The organism is Clostridium sp. YIM B02500 (assembly GCF_022324665.1).
Classification (GTDB): domain Bacteria; phylum Bacillota; class Clostridia; order Clostridiales; family Clostridiaceae; genus Clostridium; species Clostridium beijerinckii.
Map to the genome: position 1 here is coordinate 188,155 of NZ_JAKGTE010000003.1, position 16,937 is coordinate 205,091.

The 16,937-nt window shown below is 29.3% G+C and carries 18 protein-coding genes; 17 read left to right on the forward strand and 1 reads right to left on the reverse strand.

Going from position 1 to position 16,937, the window contains the following annotated elements:
- Positions 1-180 precede the first annotated feature (180 nt).
- Complete coding sequence (locus L1S46_RS03515; protein ID WP_011968588.1) at positions 181-744, forward strand: TetR/AcrR family transcriptional regulator; 564 nt, start codon at positions 181-183, stop codon at positions 742-744.
- A 126-nt stretch (positions 745-870) separates the two neighbouring features.
- Positions 871-3,258 carry an endopeptidase La gene (gene lon / locus L1S46_RS03520; RefSeq protein ID WP_077830335.1) on the forward strand — a complete coding sequence of 796 codons (2,388 nt, stop codon included), beginning with the start codon at positions 871-873 and terminating at the stop codon, positions 3,256-3,258.
- 172 nt (positions 3,259-3,430) lie between these two features.
- Here the strand turns inward: lon and L1S46_RS03525 are convergent, their stop codons facing one another.
- Entirely contained in the window at positions 3,431-4,366 is a 936-nt protein-coding gene (locus tag L1S46_RS03525) for a multidrug resistance efflux transporter family protein (RefSeq protein WP_238899228.1), read from the reverse strand.
- Positions 4,367-4,516: 150 nt separating this feature from the next.
- Here L1S46_RS03525 and L1S46_RS03530 point away from each other — a divergent pair, with 150 nt between their 5' ends.
- From L1S46_RS03530 to L1S46_RS03600, 15 genes are all read left to right on the forward strand, one after another.
- A complete protein-coding gene (locus L1S46_RS03530; protein ID WP_023976665.1) occupies positions 4,517-5,071 on the forward strand; it encodes an XRE family transcriptional regulator in 555 nt (184 codons plus the stop codon).
- Positions 5,072-5,251: 180 nt separating this feature from the next.
- Positions 5,252-5,974, forward strand: coding sequence for a precorrin-3B C(17)-methyltransferase (gene cobJ / locus L1S46_RS03535; RefSeq protein WP_023976664.1), 723 nt, complete (start codon positions 5,252-5,254; stop codon positions 5,972-5,974).
- A gap of 130 nt (positions 5,975-6,104) precedes the next feature.
- Positions 6,105-6,869, forward strand: coding sequence for a cobalt-precorrin-6A reductase (locus L1S46_RS03540; RefSeq protein ID WP_238858650.1), 765 nt, complete (start codon positions 6,105-6,107; stop codon positions 6,867-6,869).
- A 190-nt stretch (positions 6,870-7,059) separates the two neighbouring features.
- Entirely contained in the window at positions 7,060-7,578 is a 519-nt protein-coding gene (locus L1S46_RS26270) for an NUDIX domain-containing protein (protein ID WP_276325183.1), read from the forward strand.
- A gap of 72 nt (positions 7,579-7,650) precedes the next feature.
- Positions 7,651-7,830, forward strand: coding sequence for a hypothetical protein (locus L1S46_RS03550; RefSeq protein WP_011968594.1), 180 nt, complete (start codon positions 7,651-7,653; stop codon positions 7,828-7,830).
- A 533-nt stretch (positions 7,831-8,363) separates the two neighbouring features.
- Positions 8,364-9,329: a glucosaminidase domain-containing protein gene (locus tag L1S46_RS03555; RefSeq protein ID WP_238899230.1), complete on the forward strand. Its 966-nt coding sequence runs from the start codon at positions 8,364-8,366 to the stop codon at positions 9,327-9,329.
- Positions 9,330-9,403: 74 nt separating this feature from the next.
- On the forward strand, positions 9,404-10,495 hold the full coding sequence (cobT, locus tag L1S46_RS03560; RefSeq protein ID WP_171788696.1) for a nicotinate-nucleotide--dimethylbenzimidazole phosphoribosyltransferase: 1,092 nt from the start codon (positions 9,404-9,406) through the stop codon (positions 10,493-10,495).
- A gap of 418 nt (positions 10,496-10,913) precedes the next feature.
- The gene (locus L1S46_RS03565) at positions 10,914-11,444 is read left to right on the forward strand and encodes a cob(I)yrinic acid a,c-diamide adenosyltransferase (protein WP_238899231.1); all 531 of its coding nucleotides are present in this window, start codon (positions 10,914-10,916) and stop codon (positions 11,442-11,444) included.
- Positions 11,445-11,482: 38 nt separating this feature from the next.
- Positions 11,483-12,022, forward strand: a complete 540-nt coding sequence (locus tag L1S46_RS03570; protein ID WP_238899232.1) for a bifunctional adenosylcobinamide kinase/adenosylcobinamide-phosphate guanylyltransferase — start codon at positions 11,483-11,485, stop codon at positions 12,020-12,022.
- Positions 12,019-12,777 carry an adenosylcobinamide-GDP ribazoletransferase gene (locus tag L1S46_RS03575; RefSeq protein ID WP_171788693.1) on the forward strand — a complete coding sequence of 253 codons (759 nt, stop codon included), beginning with the start codon at positions 12,019-12,021 and terminating at the stop codon, positions 12,775-12,777. Before L1S46_RS03570 ends, L1S46_RS03575 begins: the two co-directional genes overlap by 4 nt.
- A gap of 15 nt (positions 12,778-12,792) precedes the next feature.
- The gene (locus L1S46_RS03580; RefSeq protein ID WP_238899233.1) at positions 12,793-13,179 is read left to right on the forward strand and encodes a bifunctional adenosylcobinamide kinase/adenosylcobinamide-phosphate guanylyltransferase; all 387 of its coding nucleotides are present in this window, start codon (positions 12,793-12,795) and stop codon (positions 13,177-13,179) included.
- Positions 13,180-13,232: 53 nt separating this feature from the next.
- Complete coding sequence (locus tag L1S46_RS03585) at positions 13,233-13,838, forward strand: phosphoglycerate mutase family protein (RefSeq protein ID WP_238899234.1); 606 nt, start codon at positions 13,233-13,235, stop codon at positions 13,836-13,838.
- Positions 13,839-13,897: 59 nt separating this feature from the next.
- Positions 13,898-14,845 carry an adenosylcobinamide-phosphate synthase CbiB gene (cbiB, locus tag L1S46_RS03590; protein ID WP_238899235.1) on the forward strand — a complete coding sequence of 316 codons (948 nt, stop codon included), beginning with the start codon at positions 13,898-13,900 and terminating at the stop codon, positions 14,843-14,845.
- A gap of 189 nt (positions 14,846-15,034) precedes the next feature.
- Entirely contained in the window at positions 15,035-16,120 is a 1,086-nt protein-coding gene (gene cobD, locus L1S46_RS03595) for a threonine-phosphate decarboxylase CobD (RefSeq protein WP_238899236.1), read from the forward strand.
- A 76-nt stretch (positions 16,121-16,196) separates the two neighbouring features.
- A complete protein-coding gene (locus L1S46_RS03600) occupies positions 16,197-16,934 on the forward strand; it encodes an immunoglobulin-like domain-containing protein (protein ID WP_238899237.1) in 738 nt (245 codons plus the stop codon).
- Positions 16,935-16,937: the final 3 nt, after the last annotated feature.

Consider the following 16,937-nt stretch of genomic DNA (forward strand, 5'->3'; position numbering starts at 1 on the left):
CTTTTGATAATTAGGAGTGATGTATTTTTTACTAGATTAAAAACAGATAAATTATGTTTTAGTTTCTTTATGTAGATTTTAAAAGAAAATTAACATTTAATAAGATAAAATTGGTGGAATATATATTGACAATAAAAGAATGTTCATTTATTATAGAAATATAATAATAGAGGTGTTTAAATGAGAAGGAAAGACGATGAAAAGCAAAAGAACATAAAGGAAGCAGTTATTAAATTAATTCTTAAAGAAGGCTTTCACGGTACGTCTATTTCGAAGATAGCAAAAGAGGCAGGGGTATCACCTGCTACAGTATATATTTATTATGAAAATAAAGAAGTCATGTTACAAGACATATATCTTGAATATTCTGAAGATATTTTTGATTACATACTCAGTAAACTTAACAATAAGATGAATGGTCAGCAAGTTATTGAAATTATTGTTAAAGAGTATTTTATTTATATTAGGGAGCATGGAGAAGTCTTTCATTTCGTAGATCAATTTGCTAATTGTCCAGCTTTATCAAATCAATGCTTGACTAAGAGGGGAATAAATAACCTAAATAATTTTCTTGATGAAATGAAAGAAAGAAAAGTTTTTAAGAATCTTCAAAATGATAATTTAAGAGCAATACTTTTTTATCCAGTAAAATCAATTGCTATTAATTCATGTATTGATGAAAATGAAAAAATTGAGTTGCTAAAGGAACTCATTAGAATAGTGCAAGAGGCATTACTTATATAATTAAAAGGACTGTTTTTTAGTGCGAGAGATTTTGTGAAATATAATTGCAGAAGTATCTCGCTATTGCTTAACTAATCTTTAAATGAATGCTCGTTTAAGAATGTTCTAATAGGAAGGATGATTATGATGATAAATTTAGATAATAAAAATAATATAGGAAAAGTAATTCCTGTATCAGATATAGTGTTATTACCTGGAATGTACCATACACTAAAATTTAATAAATTTAGTGAAACTCAGATTGAAAGTTTATCAGATGAAGATATAGTTAATATTGCATTACCTTTAAAACAAAACTTTGGTCAAAGTAAGTTAAAGGAAGAAGATTTTCATAGAGTTGGTGTTACATTTCAAGTAAATGCAATTGAAAAAACAGAAAAGGGATATAAAGCTGAAATTAAAATATTAGATAGAGTTGAAATTAAAACATTTAGTATTGAAGAAGATTTTGTTAAAGCTGAATTCGAATTTGCACCCGATATTATTGATCTTACAGAAAAAAGTAAGGATGAAATGGTAGAGTATATTAAAAAAGTTACTCGTGAAATTAGTGAGAATTTTAAAGGATCAGAAAGGTTTATGTTGGCTGTAGAAGGTCAAAAAGATTTGAATAAGCTTATGGGATATTTATCTCATTTCATGCAAATTTCAAGTGAGGAAAAATATGATTTGTTGGAAACTCAATCATTAAAGGATAGAGGTCTTAAATTTATAGATTATTTATTAAAACAAAAAGAATCTTTAAAATTACAATTTGAATTAGCAGAAAAATTCACAGAAAAAGCTAATAAGAATTATAGGGAAACAGTATTAAGAGAGCAGTTAAAAGCTATCCAAGAAGAATTAAATGAAGGAAAAAGCTCACCTTCTAAAAAGGACAAGAACTACTTAAATAGAATTGAAGAGGCTCAGATGCCGGATGAGATAAAAGAAGTTGCTTTAGAAGAATTAGGAAAATTAGAAAGCCAAAGTCCAAATAGTGCTGAATACAATGTGATTAAAAACTACTTAGAATTATTAATTCAGCTTCCTTGGAAAAAACAAGAATTTAAGGACATTGATTTAGAAGAAGCAAGAAGAATATTAGATGAACAGCATTATGGATTAGAAAAAGTTAAAGATAGAATAATACAACATTTAGCAGTTATGCAGCTTAAAAATGATAAAAAGGGTTCTATTCTATTATTAGTAGGTCCTCCAGGAGTAGGAAAGACAAGCTTAGGAAAGAGTATTGCAGAAGCTTTAAATAGAAAATATGTAAGATTAAGCTTAGGTGGAGTTCGTGATGAGGCTGAAATAAGAGGGCATAGAAGAACTTATGTAGGTGCAATGCCAGGAAGAATTATTCAAAGTATAAAGAAAGCAGGAGAAATAAATCCAGTTATGGTTTTAGATGAAGTAGATAAGTTGATGGCTAGCTATAATGGAGACCCAGCAAGTGCATTATTAGAAGTATTAGACCCAGAACAAAATGATACTTTTACTGATCACTATTTAGATGTACCTTATGATTTATCTAATGTATTCTTTATTGCTACAGCGAACTCTCTAGATACTATACCAAGGCCTTTATTAGATAGGATGGAAGTAATTCAAATTTCTAGTTATACTATGAATGAGAAATTCCATATAGGAAAGAATCACTTAATATCAGCAGTTCTTGAAGAACACGGATTAAATGATACTCAGCTTGTTATAGAAGATGCAGCATTAGAAAGAATTATAAGTGAATATACTCTAGAGGCCGGAGTAAGAGGGCTTAAAAAGCAAATAGCAACTATTGCAAGAATTGCATCAGAAAAGATTGTATCTAATAAGGTGGAATTACCTTTTAAAGTTAAAGAAGATGATTTAGAGGACTTATTAGGAAGAAAGGTTTCAAGCCATGATAAGGCTCAAGATGATAATGTTCCAGGGGTTGTAACTGGACTAGCGTGGACATCTGTAGGTGGAGAAATACTTTTCATTGAAGCGACAGGAATGCTAGGAAGTGGACAAATTGTCTTAACTGGACAGCTAGGGGATGTTATGAAAGAATCTGCGCAAATATCTTTAAGTTTATTAAAATCAAGATTGCCGATTAATGCCATAAACTTTAGAGAAAGAGATATTCATATTCATGTTCCATCAGGATCTGTTCCTAAAGATGGACCATCAGCAGGAATTGCATTATTTACTGCACTTGCATCACTTGTTACAGGCATAAAAGTGGATTCAAAACTTGCAATGACAGGAGAAATAACTCTAAGGGGAGCTGTTCTTCCAATAGGAGGACTTAAAGAAAAATTATTAGGAGCTCAAAGAGCCGGAATTACAAAAGTACTAATTCCAAAGGATAATGTAGTTGATTTAAATGAGGTTCCACAAGAAGTTAAGGAACAATTAACTATTATAGCAGTAGAAACAGTAGAAGATGTTCTAAGAGAAACCTTGGGGATTTCACTACCAAGAATAGAGCATATATTTAATCCTAATAAATTTATTGAAGGAACTTTCAAGCCAGCAGAAGAATAAGAAATATTAAGAGATGTTGTGAAAAATACTTATTGACAAGTAGAAGAAGCAACATCTCTTCTTGTTTTTTACAAAAATGAAAATATAAAAATTTCTAGTCGTAAAAAGTAATGATACTAATTGATGATAAGTATAAATGGTCAAAGCCTACCTTTTTGTTAAACCAATGATTTTATGATTCCACAATACTATTTAAAATCATGCCTATTACTATTAATATTATGCCTGCTAGTCCAACAAATGTTGGATATTTATCATGAAATATAAAAACTCCACCTATAAGAGTAAATATTACTTCCCCGGATTGTGTTGATTCTACAACGGCTAACTTATGTGTATCATTACTTACTATGTCGGTTGCCTTAAAAAAAAGTATTGTGGCGATAATTCCAGAAGAAATAGCAACCACTAGGGATTGAAGTAATTGCCCTTTACTTGGCATACCAGCAGATAATACACCGAATATTGATATTAATATCCAAAAGGGCATACTACATAAAGTCATTCCGAATACTCTCTGAAAGGTATTAAATTTATCATCGCAGATTTCCATCATCTTGCGATTACCAAGTGGGTAAGCAAATGCAGCTAGAATAACGGGAATAACTACAGAGATTATTTCTGAAAAAGAGACATTTTTTGATTGTTCAAGCTGCATTAAAAATATACCTAGTAATATTAAAGAGGACATTAATAGGGATTTTTTCGGAAGTGTATTTCTTACTTTGCATATTCCAGCAGGTGTTTTAATATTTTTAAAAAATAATGGAGACATAAGAGCACCAGCAATTATAGTTAATTGCCAAGTTCCAGCAACTAGCCATGATGCACCATATGCAGATGCAAAGCTTAAAGGAGCGTAAAATAATCCAAAGCCTATTGTGCTCCAAGTAATCCATTGAATAGGTTTATTAATTATATCATTTAATACAGGATTTAATTGTCTATTTATAATCATAATAATAAGCAAGAGTGGCAACATAAAGATATATCGAAGTGATGAACTCCATAAAAAGCTTCCGCCAGAAATATTCATTTGTTGATTTAATATAAATGTGAATGCAAAGAAAAATGATGCTGCGACTCCTAATAGAAATGCTTTTGCCATTTAAAAGACTCCTTATCTAAAATATTTGAAATTAAGTTGTGAATCTAATTAGTAAGATATGTTATATTATATACGGGAATAATATTTTGTACAATATATTATTTATGTATATGTTATAACATACAATACTTTCGAGTAAAGGAGTAGAATATGAGAAATTTAAATTCGATTATTGGAAGCAAATTAAAGGAAATCAGAAATAAGAGAGAATTAAGTTTGGATGAAGCAGCAAAATTGACTGGAGTTAGTAAAGCTATGTTAGGTCAAATAGAGAGAGGACAATCAAATCCGACAGTATCGACTTTATGGAAAATTTCAACTGGATTAAAGGTATCATTTTCCTTTTTTATTGATGAAGAGCAGGATGAATTAGAGATAGTGGATCAAAATAATATTGATCCGATTATAGAAGACGATGCCAGAATGAAGTTATATCCCATATTTCCTTTTGATGCAAATAGAGGTTTTGAAATTTTCACTATTGAATTAGAACCAGGGTGCAATCATGTATCTACTCCACATAGTGATGGTGTTGAAGAATATATTATAGTAACTCAAGGTGAAGTAGAGATAGATATTGATGATCAAAAGTATTCATTACAAAAAGGTAATTCTATTAAATTCGTAGCTAATATATCCCATAAATATAGAAATGTGAGTAGAGAAAAAGCAATATTTCAAAATATAATATTTTATTTCAGGTAATGGAATATCATATGATCAAAATTGTTTCGATGAGAAAAATATACAATAGGTAAGTTGCATTTTAAGATTGCAAATGCTATCTTACCTATATTAGAGTGAAATGCTATAATATAGAATTAGATAATAAGAATTAGATTTTATTCAAAGGATAAAAATGAAGCGAAAGAGGTTGATTGAAGTATGGGAAAATTAAGAGTAATAGGAATAGGGCCTGGAAGCATTGAGAATATGAGCTTGAGAGCATTAAAGGCCATTGAAGATAGTGATGTTGTCGTAGGATATAACAAATATATTGACATGATAAAAGACTTAGTTAAAGATAAAGAGTTATATTCGACAGGAATGAAAGGTGAAGAAGCTAGATGCAAGGAAGCTTTAAATTTATGTAAAGATAAGAATGTTGCATTAATAAGTACTGGAGATGCAGGTATTTATGGAATGGCTGGATTGATACTTGAACTTAAAAAAGATGAGGATGTGGAGATAATTCCAGGTATTACTGCAAGTAGTGCAGCAGGTTCTGTAGTTGGGGCGCCTCTTATGCATGATAATTGCAATATTAGCTTAAGTGACCTAATGACACCTTATGAAGATATAAAGAAGAGAGTAAAACTTGCAGCAGAAGGAGACTTTGTAATATCTTTATATAATCCTAAAAGTAAAGGAAGACCTGACTATTTAAGAGAGTGTATTGATATAATAAGAGAGTTTAGAACGGATAGCACTCCAGTGGCAGTAGTAAGACATGCACTTAGAGAAGGGCAAAGTTATAAATTATTTACTATCAAAGATTTTGATGAAGATATAGTAGATATGATGTCTATTGTAATAGTAGGAAATTCAAAAAGTTATTATAAAGATGAAAGCTTTATAACACCTAGAGGTTATGAAAATAAAAGATAGAGATAGTTTGTATTTAGGCATATGAAAGAAAATAATGAGTTGATGATGAACTACATAAATTTGAAATAAATTAGCATGGTTGGCTTATTGCTTTTTAAAATGTGTCTTGGCAATCTGGAATGGAGAAAGTATGATTGGATTTATCTTAGGAACTTCAGAAGGAAGAAAAATTTTATCGTTAATAAATAAATACACTAATGATATTGCTGTTACAACTGCTACAGCGTATGGAGGAGAGTTACTCAAGGAATTTAATATAAAGCAGCTAAACACAAAGCCTTTGAATGCAGAAGAAATGCTAAAATGGATAGAGGTCAATCAAATTGATATGCTAGTTGATGCCTCTCATCCTTATGCACAAGAAGTTACAAAGACTGCATTAGAGTGCGCAAATTATCTTAAGATTAAGTATATAAGATATGAAAGATTAGGTGCTCTTGAGCGTATTACTGGAGAAGATATAGTAAGAGTTAAAGATTATGACGAGGCTATTAAAATTATAAAAAATATAGACGGAAATATTTTAAATACTACAGGCGGAAATAATGTTTCTAAGTTTGTAAATTTAGAGTTTAACCATAGAGTGATACATAGAATTTTACCATCACCTAAAGTATTGGAAAAGATAGTCGAGAAGGGAATTAATATTAAAGATATTATAGCACTTCAAGGTCCCATATCTTATGAACTGGAGAAAGCATTTATTCGCCAATATAATATTAAGGCAATTTTGACTAAAGACAGTGGTAAAGAAGGTGGAGTTCTAGAAAAGCTTAAGGCAGTTCGGGAAGCCAAGATTAAGTTAATAGTAATAGAGAAACCAAAATTTAATTATGAATTAGTATTTAATCATGAAGAAAAATTAGTAGAGTTTCTGATGAAAGATAAAAAATGATATATTAATTTCAAAATTACTTAAAAGTGAATGCTGGAATTTGTATTTGTTATGGGATGTTAATATAGCTATAAAAGTGTTTTCATTGAAAGAAAATAGATAAAAGGGGGAGATTCTTACGGAAAGTGAAGAGAAACTGTCATTTTACGATGAAGAATTAAATGAAATTGGTATAGCTTCTCGTTCAGAAATACATGCAAATGGACTTCTACATAAGGTTGTTCATTGTTGGATAGTAGATGAGTCTAGCAATGAAAAATGGATATATCTTCAACAGAGATCATATAAGAAAAAAGATTTTCCAGGATTATATGATATATCAGCAGCAGGACATGTTGATATTGGAGAGGAAATAGAAAATGCATTAAAACGTGAAGTTAAGGAAGAAATAGGAATAGAAATTAATTCTAGGAACTTAAGATTTGTTGGAAGTATAAGAGAAAAACTTAATCTAAATAGCTTCTTAAATAATGAAATATGTGAAGTATATTTATATAATATAAAAGATCCTAAATTTAATATTGGATCTGAAGTGGAGAAGATTGTAAAGCTATCAGTTAGTGAATTTAAGAAGCTGGTATTAGGTCGCTATGACTATATTATGGCTTTTTCAATTGATGAAAAGTTAAAATTTAATATAAGAGCTCATGAATTTTGTGTACACAAGAAAGAATATCTAAAATCAATAATAGATTTTATTGGAAAATGATTATTGATTAAATTATCTTTTTGGAATATAATCAAAGAAAATAAATAATTCATACTGAAGGGAGTTAAAGTAATGAGCGTTAAAGAAAAAGTTTTAGAAGTTATGAGAGAGGCTGGAAAGCCAGTTAGCGCAGGTGAGGTTGAAAAGTTATCTGGTTTAGATCGTAAAGAAATTGATAATGCATTCAAGGAATTAAAGAAAGAAAGCGCTATTATATCACCAGTTCGCTGCAAATGGGAGCCAGCAAACTAATATACATGATAATTAAATTGAAGAGTACTCTTGGGATAATGATGATATCACAAAAAGAGGCTCTTTATTTTTTTGCGAATATATATTGCAAAAATAATTCTTTATCATAATTCTGAAAATATTGAAAGAATTTTAGCAGTAATTGCGAATTGTGAAATCTACATTATGAATTATGAATTGCAACATATATACGATTTTATGTTAAAGAAGCTAGCTGTTAGTTCATTAATAATTTTTTTAGTAATTACACTTGAAAATATATTTAAAAGAATAAGTGATTGTCGAAATATTATTTAAAAAGTAATAGAAGTTTAATAAAAATAGTTATCTGAAATTTATATTTACATTATATAATTTAAATATATAACTTATAGATAATATAAGTTATCATTAAACATTGGGTTACTGAAATTCCGAATGTAATTTTATTATTTTAGCATAACATTTTATAGCTTATTAAGAGAAGTTTTTTTGGCTATGATTGTTCATTTATAATCATATATTTTTTATGTGGGATGAAAGGGAGAATTATTATGAACACGAGAAAAAGAAAAAGAGGATTTAAAAGAGTTATACTAAATATTATAGCATTTGGTATTATAGCCTTTGCTATTTTTGGAGTTTATAGCGGCTATATGGCAAAATATAATAATATAAACCTTAAGGATTTAAACACAAAAATGTATATACAGGATGCAGATGATGCGAGCAAAGGTAAACTTCAAGTAAATTGGAAGTTCATGGCGGCTATTGATGGTGTTAGATATAAAAATGATTTTTCTAAAGCAACAGATAGTAGCATAAATCAATTAGCTAATATGTTCATAGATAAAAATAGTAGTACAAGCATTAAAATTAAAAATAGTCAATATAAGCTCGTTGACTTGGATACAGTGTTAGATAAGCTATCTTTTGATAAAGAACAAAAAGAAAAAGTATATAAGTATTTAGATGATTTAAAATATATTGGATCTCAAAAGAATAATTTAAAAGATGAATCTAAGCAAGGATTTATTAATGATTTATATCCAGAGGCAATTGAGATATATGATAAGTATGGTATTCTTCCTTCTATAACTATTTCTCAGGCGATATTAGAAAGTGGCTGGGGAAAATCCGATTTAAGTACCAAAGCCAATAATCTATTTGGAATAAAAGCAGATTCAGGATGGACAGGGAAAAAAATTAAAATGAGTACTTCAGAGTATTATAAACAAAAAATCGAGGATTACTTTCGGGTATATAGTAGTAAAGAAGATTCCATGAAAGATTATGGGGAATTTCTCAGCAATAATAAAAGATATAAACAAAGTGGAGTTTTCCAGGCGGCTGATTATCTAGATCAGGCTAATGCTATAGAAAAGGCTGGATATAGTACAGTTGAAAATGACAAGGGAGAAGAAATTTATTCGAAACTTCTGATAGGAGTTATTCAAGAACAAAATCTTCAGCTTTTAGATTTCGAATGTGAAATGAATTATTTTAAAGATAAAAAATAAATTATACACATTTTTTATGAATTTATGTTATATTAAAACAAAAAATAATAGCGTATATAATTGGGGGAAATGAAATGAACATTAATTCTAAAGAATTAAGAGATATTATTAATAGTATAAGAAAAGCAGATGCTTATGTAATCGCTGAAGCAGATAGAAGAATGACATCACTTGCAAAGCCGCTTAAGAGTTTAGGAAAGCTAGAAGAAATTGCTATAAAACTTGCGGGCATTACAGGAAAAGTGAAAAATAACATAACAAAAAAAATGGTTATAATAATGTCCTCAGATAATGGGGTGGTTGAAGAAGGAGTTGCTTCTGCGCCTCAATCGGTAACGTTAGCACAAACAATTAACTTCACAAAAGGATTAACGGGAGTAGCAGTTCTTGCAAAAGAAAATGATACTGAGCTTATGGTGATAGATGTTGGCATTAACTGTGATTTTAGCTATCCTGGTGTAATTAATAAAAAGATAAGAAAAGGAACTAATAATATTGCAAAGGGGCCTGCAATGACACGTGAAGAAGCAGAGAAAGCAATTTTAATTGGAATAGAGTCTGTTAAAAATGCGAAAGAACTAGGCTATGAAATTCTTGGTGTTGGAGAGATGGGGATTGGCAATACTTCTACTAGTAGTGCCGTGTTGTCAGCATTAACAGACGTAAGAGTGGAAATAGTTGTAGGAAGAGGTGCTGGAATCACAGACGAAGCATTTGAGAAAAAGAAGGAAGTTATTAAGAAAGCAATAAAGGTGAACAATCCAGCAAAAGATGATCCAATAGACGTAGTTTCGAAAGTTGGAGGTTTTGACTTAGCAGCTATGGCAGGAGTTTTTTTAGGCTCTGCTTATTATAAAGTTCCAGTTGTTATTGATGGCTTTATATCAGCAGTTGCTGCACTTATAGCATTTAAATTAAATTCAAAAGCTAGAGATTATATGTTTACTTCACATGACTCAAAAGAATTAGGATTTAAAGTTGCAATGAAAGAGCTAAGCTTAAGTCCAATATTAGACTTAGATATGGGACTTGGAGAAGGAAGTGGATGCCCATTAGCATTTTCAATAATGAAATCTGCATGTGCGGTTATGAATAACATGGCAACTTTTGAAGAAGCAGAAATTAACGACAGTTATTTAGATGAACTTAAGGCTATGAATAAATGATAAATATTTAAATGATTGTAGGGGATTAAATTAACTATTTATAATTTAATAAGGCACATGAAAGTAAATAATAAGTAAAAAACTACTAAGGAATGTTTTTTTGTAGAAAAGTTCCGTATTGCAGTATAGATGCTCTTTTCATAAGCGTATAGCTGTTTTTTATAAGTGGTATATTTCTAGTCGTGCGAGGAAGTAAAAGATCATCATAGTGGGGTTAATATGGAATTTAAAGAATATGTTATAATAACTGTATACTCTATGAAAACATGAGTATGTAAAGCGGTTAAAACTTATGATATTATGTTTTAATAATTTGATAATAATATATTTGTTTTGACAAATGCTTATAGAGTAATGATTAAGCAGCATTTTCGAATATAAAATTACTTATTTTTATGAATAAGAAAGGAGAGTGTTTATGGAATTAGGACTTATTCATATTTATTGTGGAGATGGAAAGGGAAAGACAACAGCGGCTATGGGCCTCGGAATGAGAGCTGTTGGACGTCAAAAGAAAGTTTTGTTAACACAATTTTTAAAGGATAATGAAACGGGTGAATTAAATTCTATTGATAAGCTAGGAAATGACTTTGAAGTTTTTAAAGGTGCTCCAGTAAAGAAATTTTTTAAATTTATGAGTGAAGAAGAGCAGATAGAGACTAAAAGAGAGCATGAGGAAAGATTTTCTAAAGTTACTAAGAAGGCGATAGAAGAAAATTTTGATTTATTAATATTAGATGAAGTGATTGCATCTACTAATTTAGATTTAATTTCTTTAAGTAAGGTAATAGATTTTTTGGAAAACAAACCTAAAGAATTAGAAGTTGTTCTAACTGGAAGGAATCCTAATGAAAAGTTAGTTGGACTTGCAGATTATGTTTCAGAAATTAAAGCTGTAAAACATCCATATGAGAAAGGAATAGGCTCAAGGATAGGTATAGAGAAGTAATTTATTTTTATTAGTATTTTGGGCTTAAATTAGAGTATATGAATTATTTAATAATTGGAGGTTCTAAGAGTGGTAAATCAGAAGTTGGAGAAAGAATAGCTCTATCCTTAAATAGAAATGAAGTTATATATATTGCCACTATGAATCCATATGATAGAGAAGATGAAGAGAGAATAGAGAAACATAAAAAAAGTAGAGAAGGATTGAATTTTAAGACACTAGAAGTTCCTCGAGATTTGGATAGTGTGATTAATATGATCAATTGCAAGGATACTGTACTTATAGATAGTATAACTTCACTTTTGACTAATGAGATGTTTGTTGAAAATCAAATTATAAAGAATCCTTCTCATAAGATATTAAGTGATATAAAGCAAGTTATGAATAATGCAAAGAACGTTGTTATTGTGAGTGATTACATATTTAATGATGCGATACAATATGATGAGATAACTGAAAATTTCAAGAAAGAACTAGCTATTATAAATAGGGGGTTAACAAAGTATTGTGAGAATGTTATAGAATGTAGCTTCGGATTAATTAAGTATATTAAACATGAGGAGAAAGTAACTTTATGAAGAAATTATACAAAGGATTTATTATGGCATTAAGCATGTTTACGATACTTCCAACTCCATATGTTGAATGGGACGATGATGGAGTAAAAAATATGATGAAATTTTACCCACTGATTGGATTAATAATTGGAATCTTGTGGAGTATAATATATTATTTAGCGAGTATATTAAATATCTCAATAATTTTAAAGAGTTCGATAATTACCATAGTACCATTTATAATAACAGGAATGCTGCATTTAGATGGTTTTATGGATGTTTGCGATGCAATTCTTTCAAGGAGAAGTAAGGAAGAGAAACTCAGAATACTTAAAGATTCAGCTACAGGAGCGTTTGCAGTAATATCCCTAGTGATTTTGTTCTTTTTACAATTTGGAGGGGTATATTCTATTTTAGAAAAGAATAATTCTCTTTATACATTAATTTTGATTCCAATAATAAGCAGAAGTGTTGTAGCGTATTATCTTTTAAGCAGAGCAACTATAAAAGAAAGTACTTTAGGGACTTACTTTAAAAAAGGGACTAATGTTTATGATAAGCTTATTATGATAATAACATTGATAATAACATTAATAATATCAGTAATTTTATTAAATATTTATGGAATAATATTAGTTTTATTAATAAGTTTAGGAATTAAATTGTCAGTAGAAAAATGCAGAAAAGAATTTGGTGGAATATCTGGAGATGTTGCTGGATTTGCTTTGGTCATAGGTGAGGTAGTTGGAATATTAATACTAGGAATAATTCCGTAAGGGGAAGGGGCATTTATGAAATTAATTTTTGGTGGAGCCTATAATGGAAAATTAGATTATGTAAAAGAAAAATATAAAGTAAGTCATGAACAAATATTTTTCTGTAGAGATGAAAATATAGAATATAATAAGGAAATCATATGTGGATTACATATTTTTGTTAAAGCGTGTATTTCTAATAAGCTTAACCCAATAGAAGCTTTAAAAGATAAAATGGATTTGTTAGAAAATAAAATAATAATATGTGATGAAATAAATTCCGGAATTGTTCCAATCGAAAAAATTGATAGAATATGGAGAGAAGAAACTGGGCGCTTACTTCAGTTTCTAGCAAAGCATTCTTCTCATGTATGTAGAATATTTTTTGGAATTGAAGAGGAATTGAAAAATAATACAATTTAAAGAAAGAGGTAAATTAGTTATAGGTTCAATTGAAAAACTATAGCGATTAACGTATGAATGAAATTAAGTTATATTTGGTCAGGCATGGAAAAACTTATTGCAATGAAAGAAAATTATATTGTGGTAGTAGTGATGTTGAATTAAGTGAAAGAGGGAAAGAGCAATTAAGGGAAATTTCTAGAAGGGTTAAATATACAAAGTGTGATTTTTACTTTACAAGTGGGGCAAAGAGAGCAAATGAAACATTAGAAATTATTTGTCCGCAGAATAAGTATAAAATTTTAAACAAGTTTTTTGAGTATGATTTTGGTGATTTTGAATTAAGACCATATGAAGAACTAAAACTTTTAAAAGAGTATATAACTTGGATAGAAGACAAAGAAGGAAATGTAAAATGTCCAAGCGGAGAGAGCAGAGCAGAATTTAGAAAAAGAGTTAATGATGGATTTGTGGAGCTTATAAATTATCTCATTAAAGAAAATATAGATACTGCTTTTGGAGTTATTCATGGAGGAAGTATAGGTATACTATTAGAAATGTTTTATGATAATAAGAAAAAATTCTATGAGTGGCAGCCTAGCAATGGAGAAGGGTACGAACTTACAATAAAAATTAGAGAAGATGGACAATTTGAAATAAAAAATGTATCCCAAATATAGTGAGAAAATATGATTAGAATTATTTTTGAGATGCGAAAGAAAATAACGAGGAGAACTATATGATTGAACTTAGTATAGGATTTGTTTTGGATTTATTAATTGGGGATCCTAATAATCCGTTTCATCCAGTTAGAGGAATTGGATATGTGGCTAAAAAACTTGAAGCAATGTTTAGAAGAATCCTTAGAAAGCATTTAAAAGCAGCAGGTCTTATTGTATGGATTCTTACTGTGTCAATAATATTTGCAATTGTATTCGCAATTGTTAACTTATCAAGAGAATTTAATATTTACGTTGGAATTATTTTAGAGGGAATTTTGATATATTTTTGTATATCATCGAAAGCATTAGTTGTTGAAGGATATAAAGTAGTTAAGTTTTTATTAATAAATGACTTAGATGGTGCAAGAAAGCAGTTATCATTTATAGTTGGGAGAGACACTGCAAGTTTGAGCAAAGAAGGAATAATAAGAGCAGTTGTTGAAACTATAGCAGAAAATATGGCAGATGGAGTCATAGCTCCGTTATTTTATGCTATGATTTTTGGAGCGCCTCTTGCATTTGCATATAAAGCGGTGAATACATTAGATTCGATGTTTGGATATAAGAACGAGGAATACATAGAGTTTGGATATTTCCCGGCTAAATTGGATGATGTTTTTAATTTTATTCCAGCCAGGATAACGGGCATGTTGATAATATTAGCTTCTGCATTTCTAGGATATGATTATAAAAATAGCTTTAAGATATATAGAAGAGATAGATATAATCATACAAGCCCTAATAGTGCACATCCAGAAGCAGCTATAGCTGGTGCATTAGGGGTACAGCTTGGAGGGGCCAATTATTATTTTGGAAAACTTGTAAGTAAGCCTACAATAGGAGATAAAATTAAAGAAATTGATATTAATGATGTTAAGAAGACTGCTAAGGTTCTTTATTTATCATTTTTTATAGGATTTGTGTTCACTTTAATATTTAGAAAGCTAATGATAACAATGTTTTAAATGTCAGAAATTTGAGTGGTTAACGAATATTATAATATAGAGATGTGAGAGTTAATATTAAATTGAAATTAATGTATATATTGAAATAATAAATTTATATTTAAGCGTATAGCAAGCTAAAAATAAATTAAGATTGAAGTGGAGAAATTTAATTGAAACATATATGCACTATGCATAGGGAGGAAAGTCATGGCAAGCTTTGGACATGGTGGAAATGCTAAAGAAATAAGTAGAGAAAACAAAATAAATTACAAAGACATAATTGATTTTTCAGCTAATATTAATCCATTGGGAATGCCAAGGGGGGTAAAAGATGCGATTATTGAAGGTATAGATGAAATTGAGAAATATCCTGATATAACTTATTTTGAACTCAAGGATTCAATAGAAAAGTTTGAAAATGTTAGCAAAGAAAATTTGATTTTAGGTAATGGAGCAGCGGAAGTTTTATTTAATGCAGTAAGAGGAGTTAATCCAAAGAATTCATTAATTTTGGCTCCAACTTTTTCAGAGTATGAAGAGGCAGCAAGGGCAATAAATAGTAATATTATTTATTATAATTTGAAAGAGGAAAATGATTTTAATATAAAAGAAGATATTCTACAGGATATAAATGAAAACTTAGATTTAATATTTATATGTAATCCAAATAATCCAACAGGTGTTATAACTGAAATAGATTTATTAAAAAGAATTTTGGACAAAGCAGAGATAAATAATGTTAGGGTAATAATAGACGAATCATTTTTGGATTTTGGAAAAAAAAGCTTTTCTATGATTCCATATATAGATGAATATAAAAATTTAATTATAATAAAATCTTTGACCAAACTTTTTGCACTTCCAGGTATAAGAATTGGTTATGCTATTTGCAGTGATTTAACATTAAAAGAGAAGATAGAATCTATATCTCCAGCTTGGAATATAAATATCTTGGCAGAAATAGCAACAAAAGCAGCACTTAATGAAAAGAATTATATAAAGAAATCTATAGAATTTATAGACCATGAAAAAAAATACCTTTATAATGAAATAAGAGAAATAGATGGAATTAAAGTCTTTGAACCAAGTGTGAATTTTATTTTATTAAAGACTCTGATAAAAATAGATTTGAAAAAAGAACTATTAAAGAATAATATATTAATTAGAAGTTGTAGCAATTATGTTGGATTAGATAATAGATATTATAGAGTTGCTGTACGAAGTCATGAAGAGAATTACAGACTGATAAAAATAATGAAAAATATATTTAAAATGCACAGAACTGAACAATAATTTAAGTTATGTATAGGATAATTTTATTGTTGGAATCAGATGAAATATTAAGCTTTGATAATGAGAGGAGCAGGATATGAATAGAAAATTTATTGCTTCAATAATGAGCGTGTTTGTAGGGATGAGTGTAGGAATCTCTAATAAAGTTAATGCAGAAATTAACAATGGCTGGATTAATAACAATAATGGCTGGAGTTATTATGAAAATGGCAGTGTAAAGACTGGATGGGTAAATGATAAGGGGGATTTTTATTACCTTAAAGACGATGGGAATATGGCTGTAGGATGGATTAATGTTAATAACAAGTGGTATTATATGAGTGAATCTGGAGCTATGAAAACAGGCTGGGTTCAGTATAAAGGAGCTTGGTATTATTTAAGCCAAAATGGAGAAATGGTTTCCAATGATACTGTGGATGGATACTATTTAGGAGTAGATGGATCTTGGGTTGAAAAAAACTCAACTAATGATGTGACGGAAGTTAATGATGAATCTAAAAATAATATTACTATGAAAACAGAAAAAACTGAATATGGTCTAAATACTGAAGAAATTACTGTGTATATCACAAACAATGGAAAACAATCAGCTTATTATGGAGTAGAATATGCAGTTGAAAAATTTGTAGATAATAAATGGAGTAAAGTCCCTTTTAAAGAAGAACAAATGTTTATAGAAATCGCTTATAATTTAGAGCCGGGAAAAACAAGTAGTCAAGTTATTTCTCTAGAAAATTTTGAAAATTTAACTGCTGGGAAATATAGAATAGTAAAGTTTAGCGGAAAATGTGCTGCTGAATTTGAATTAAAGTAAAAA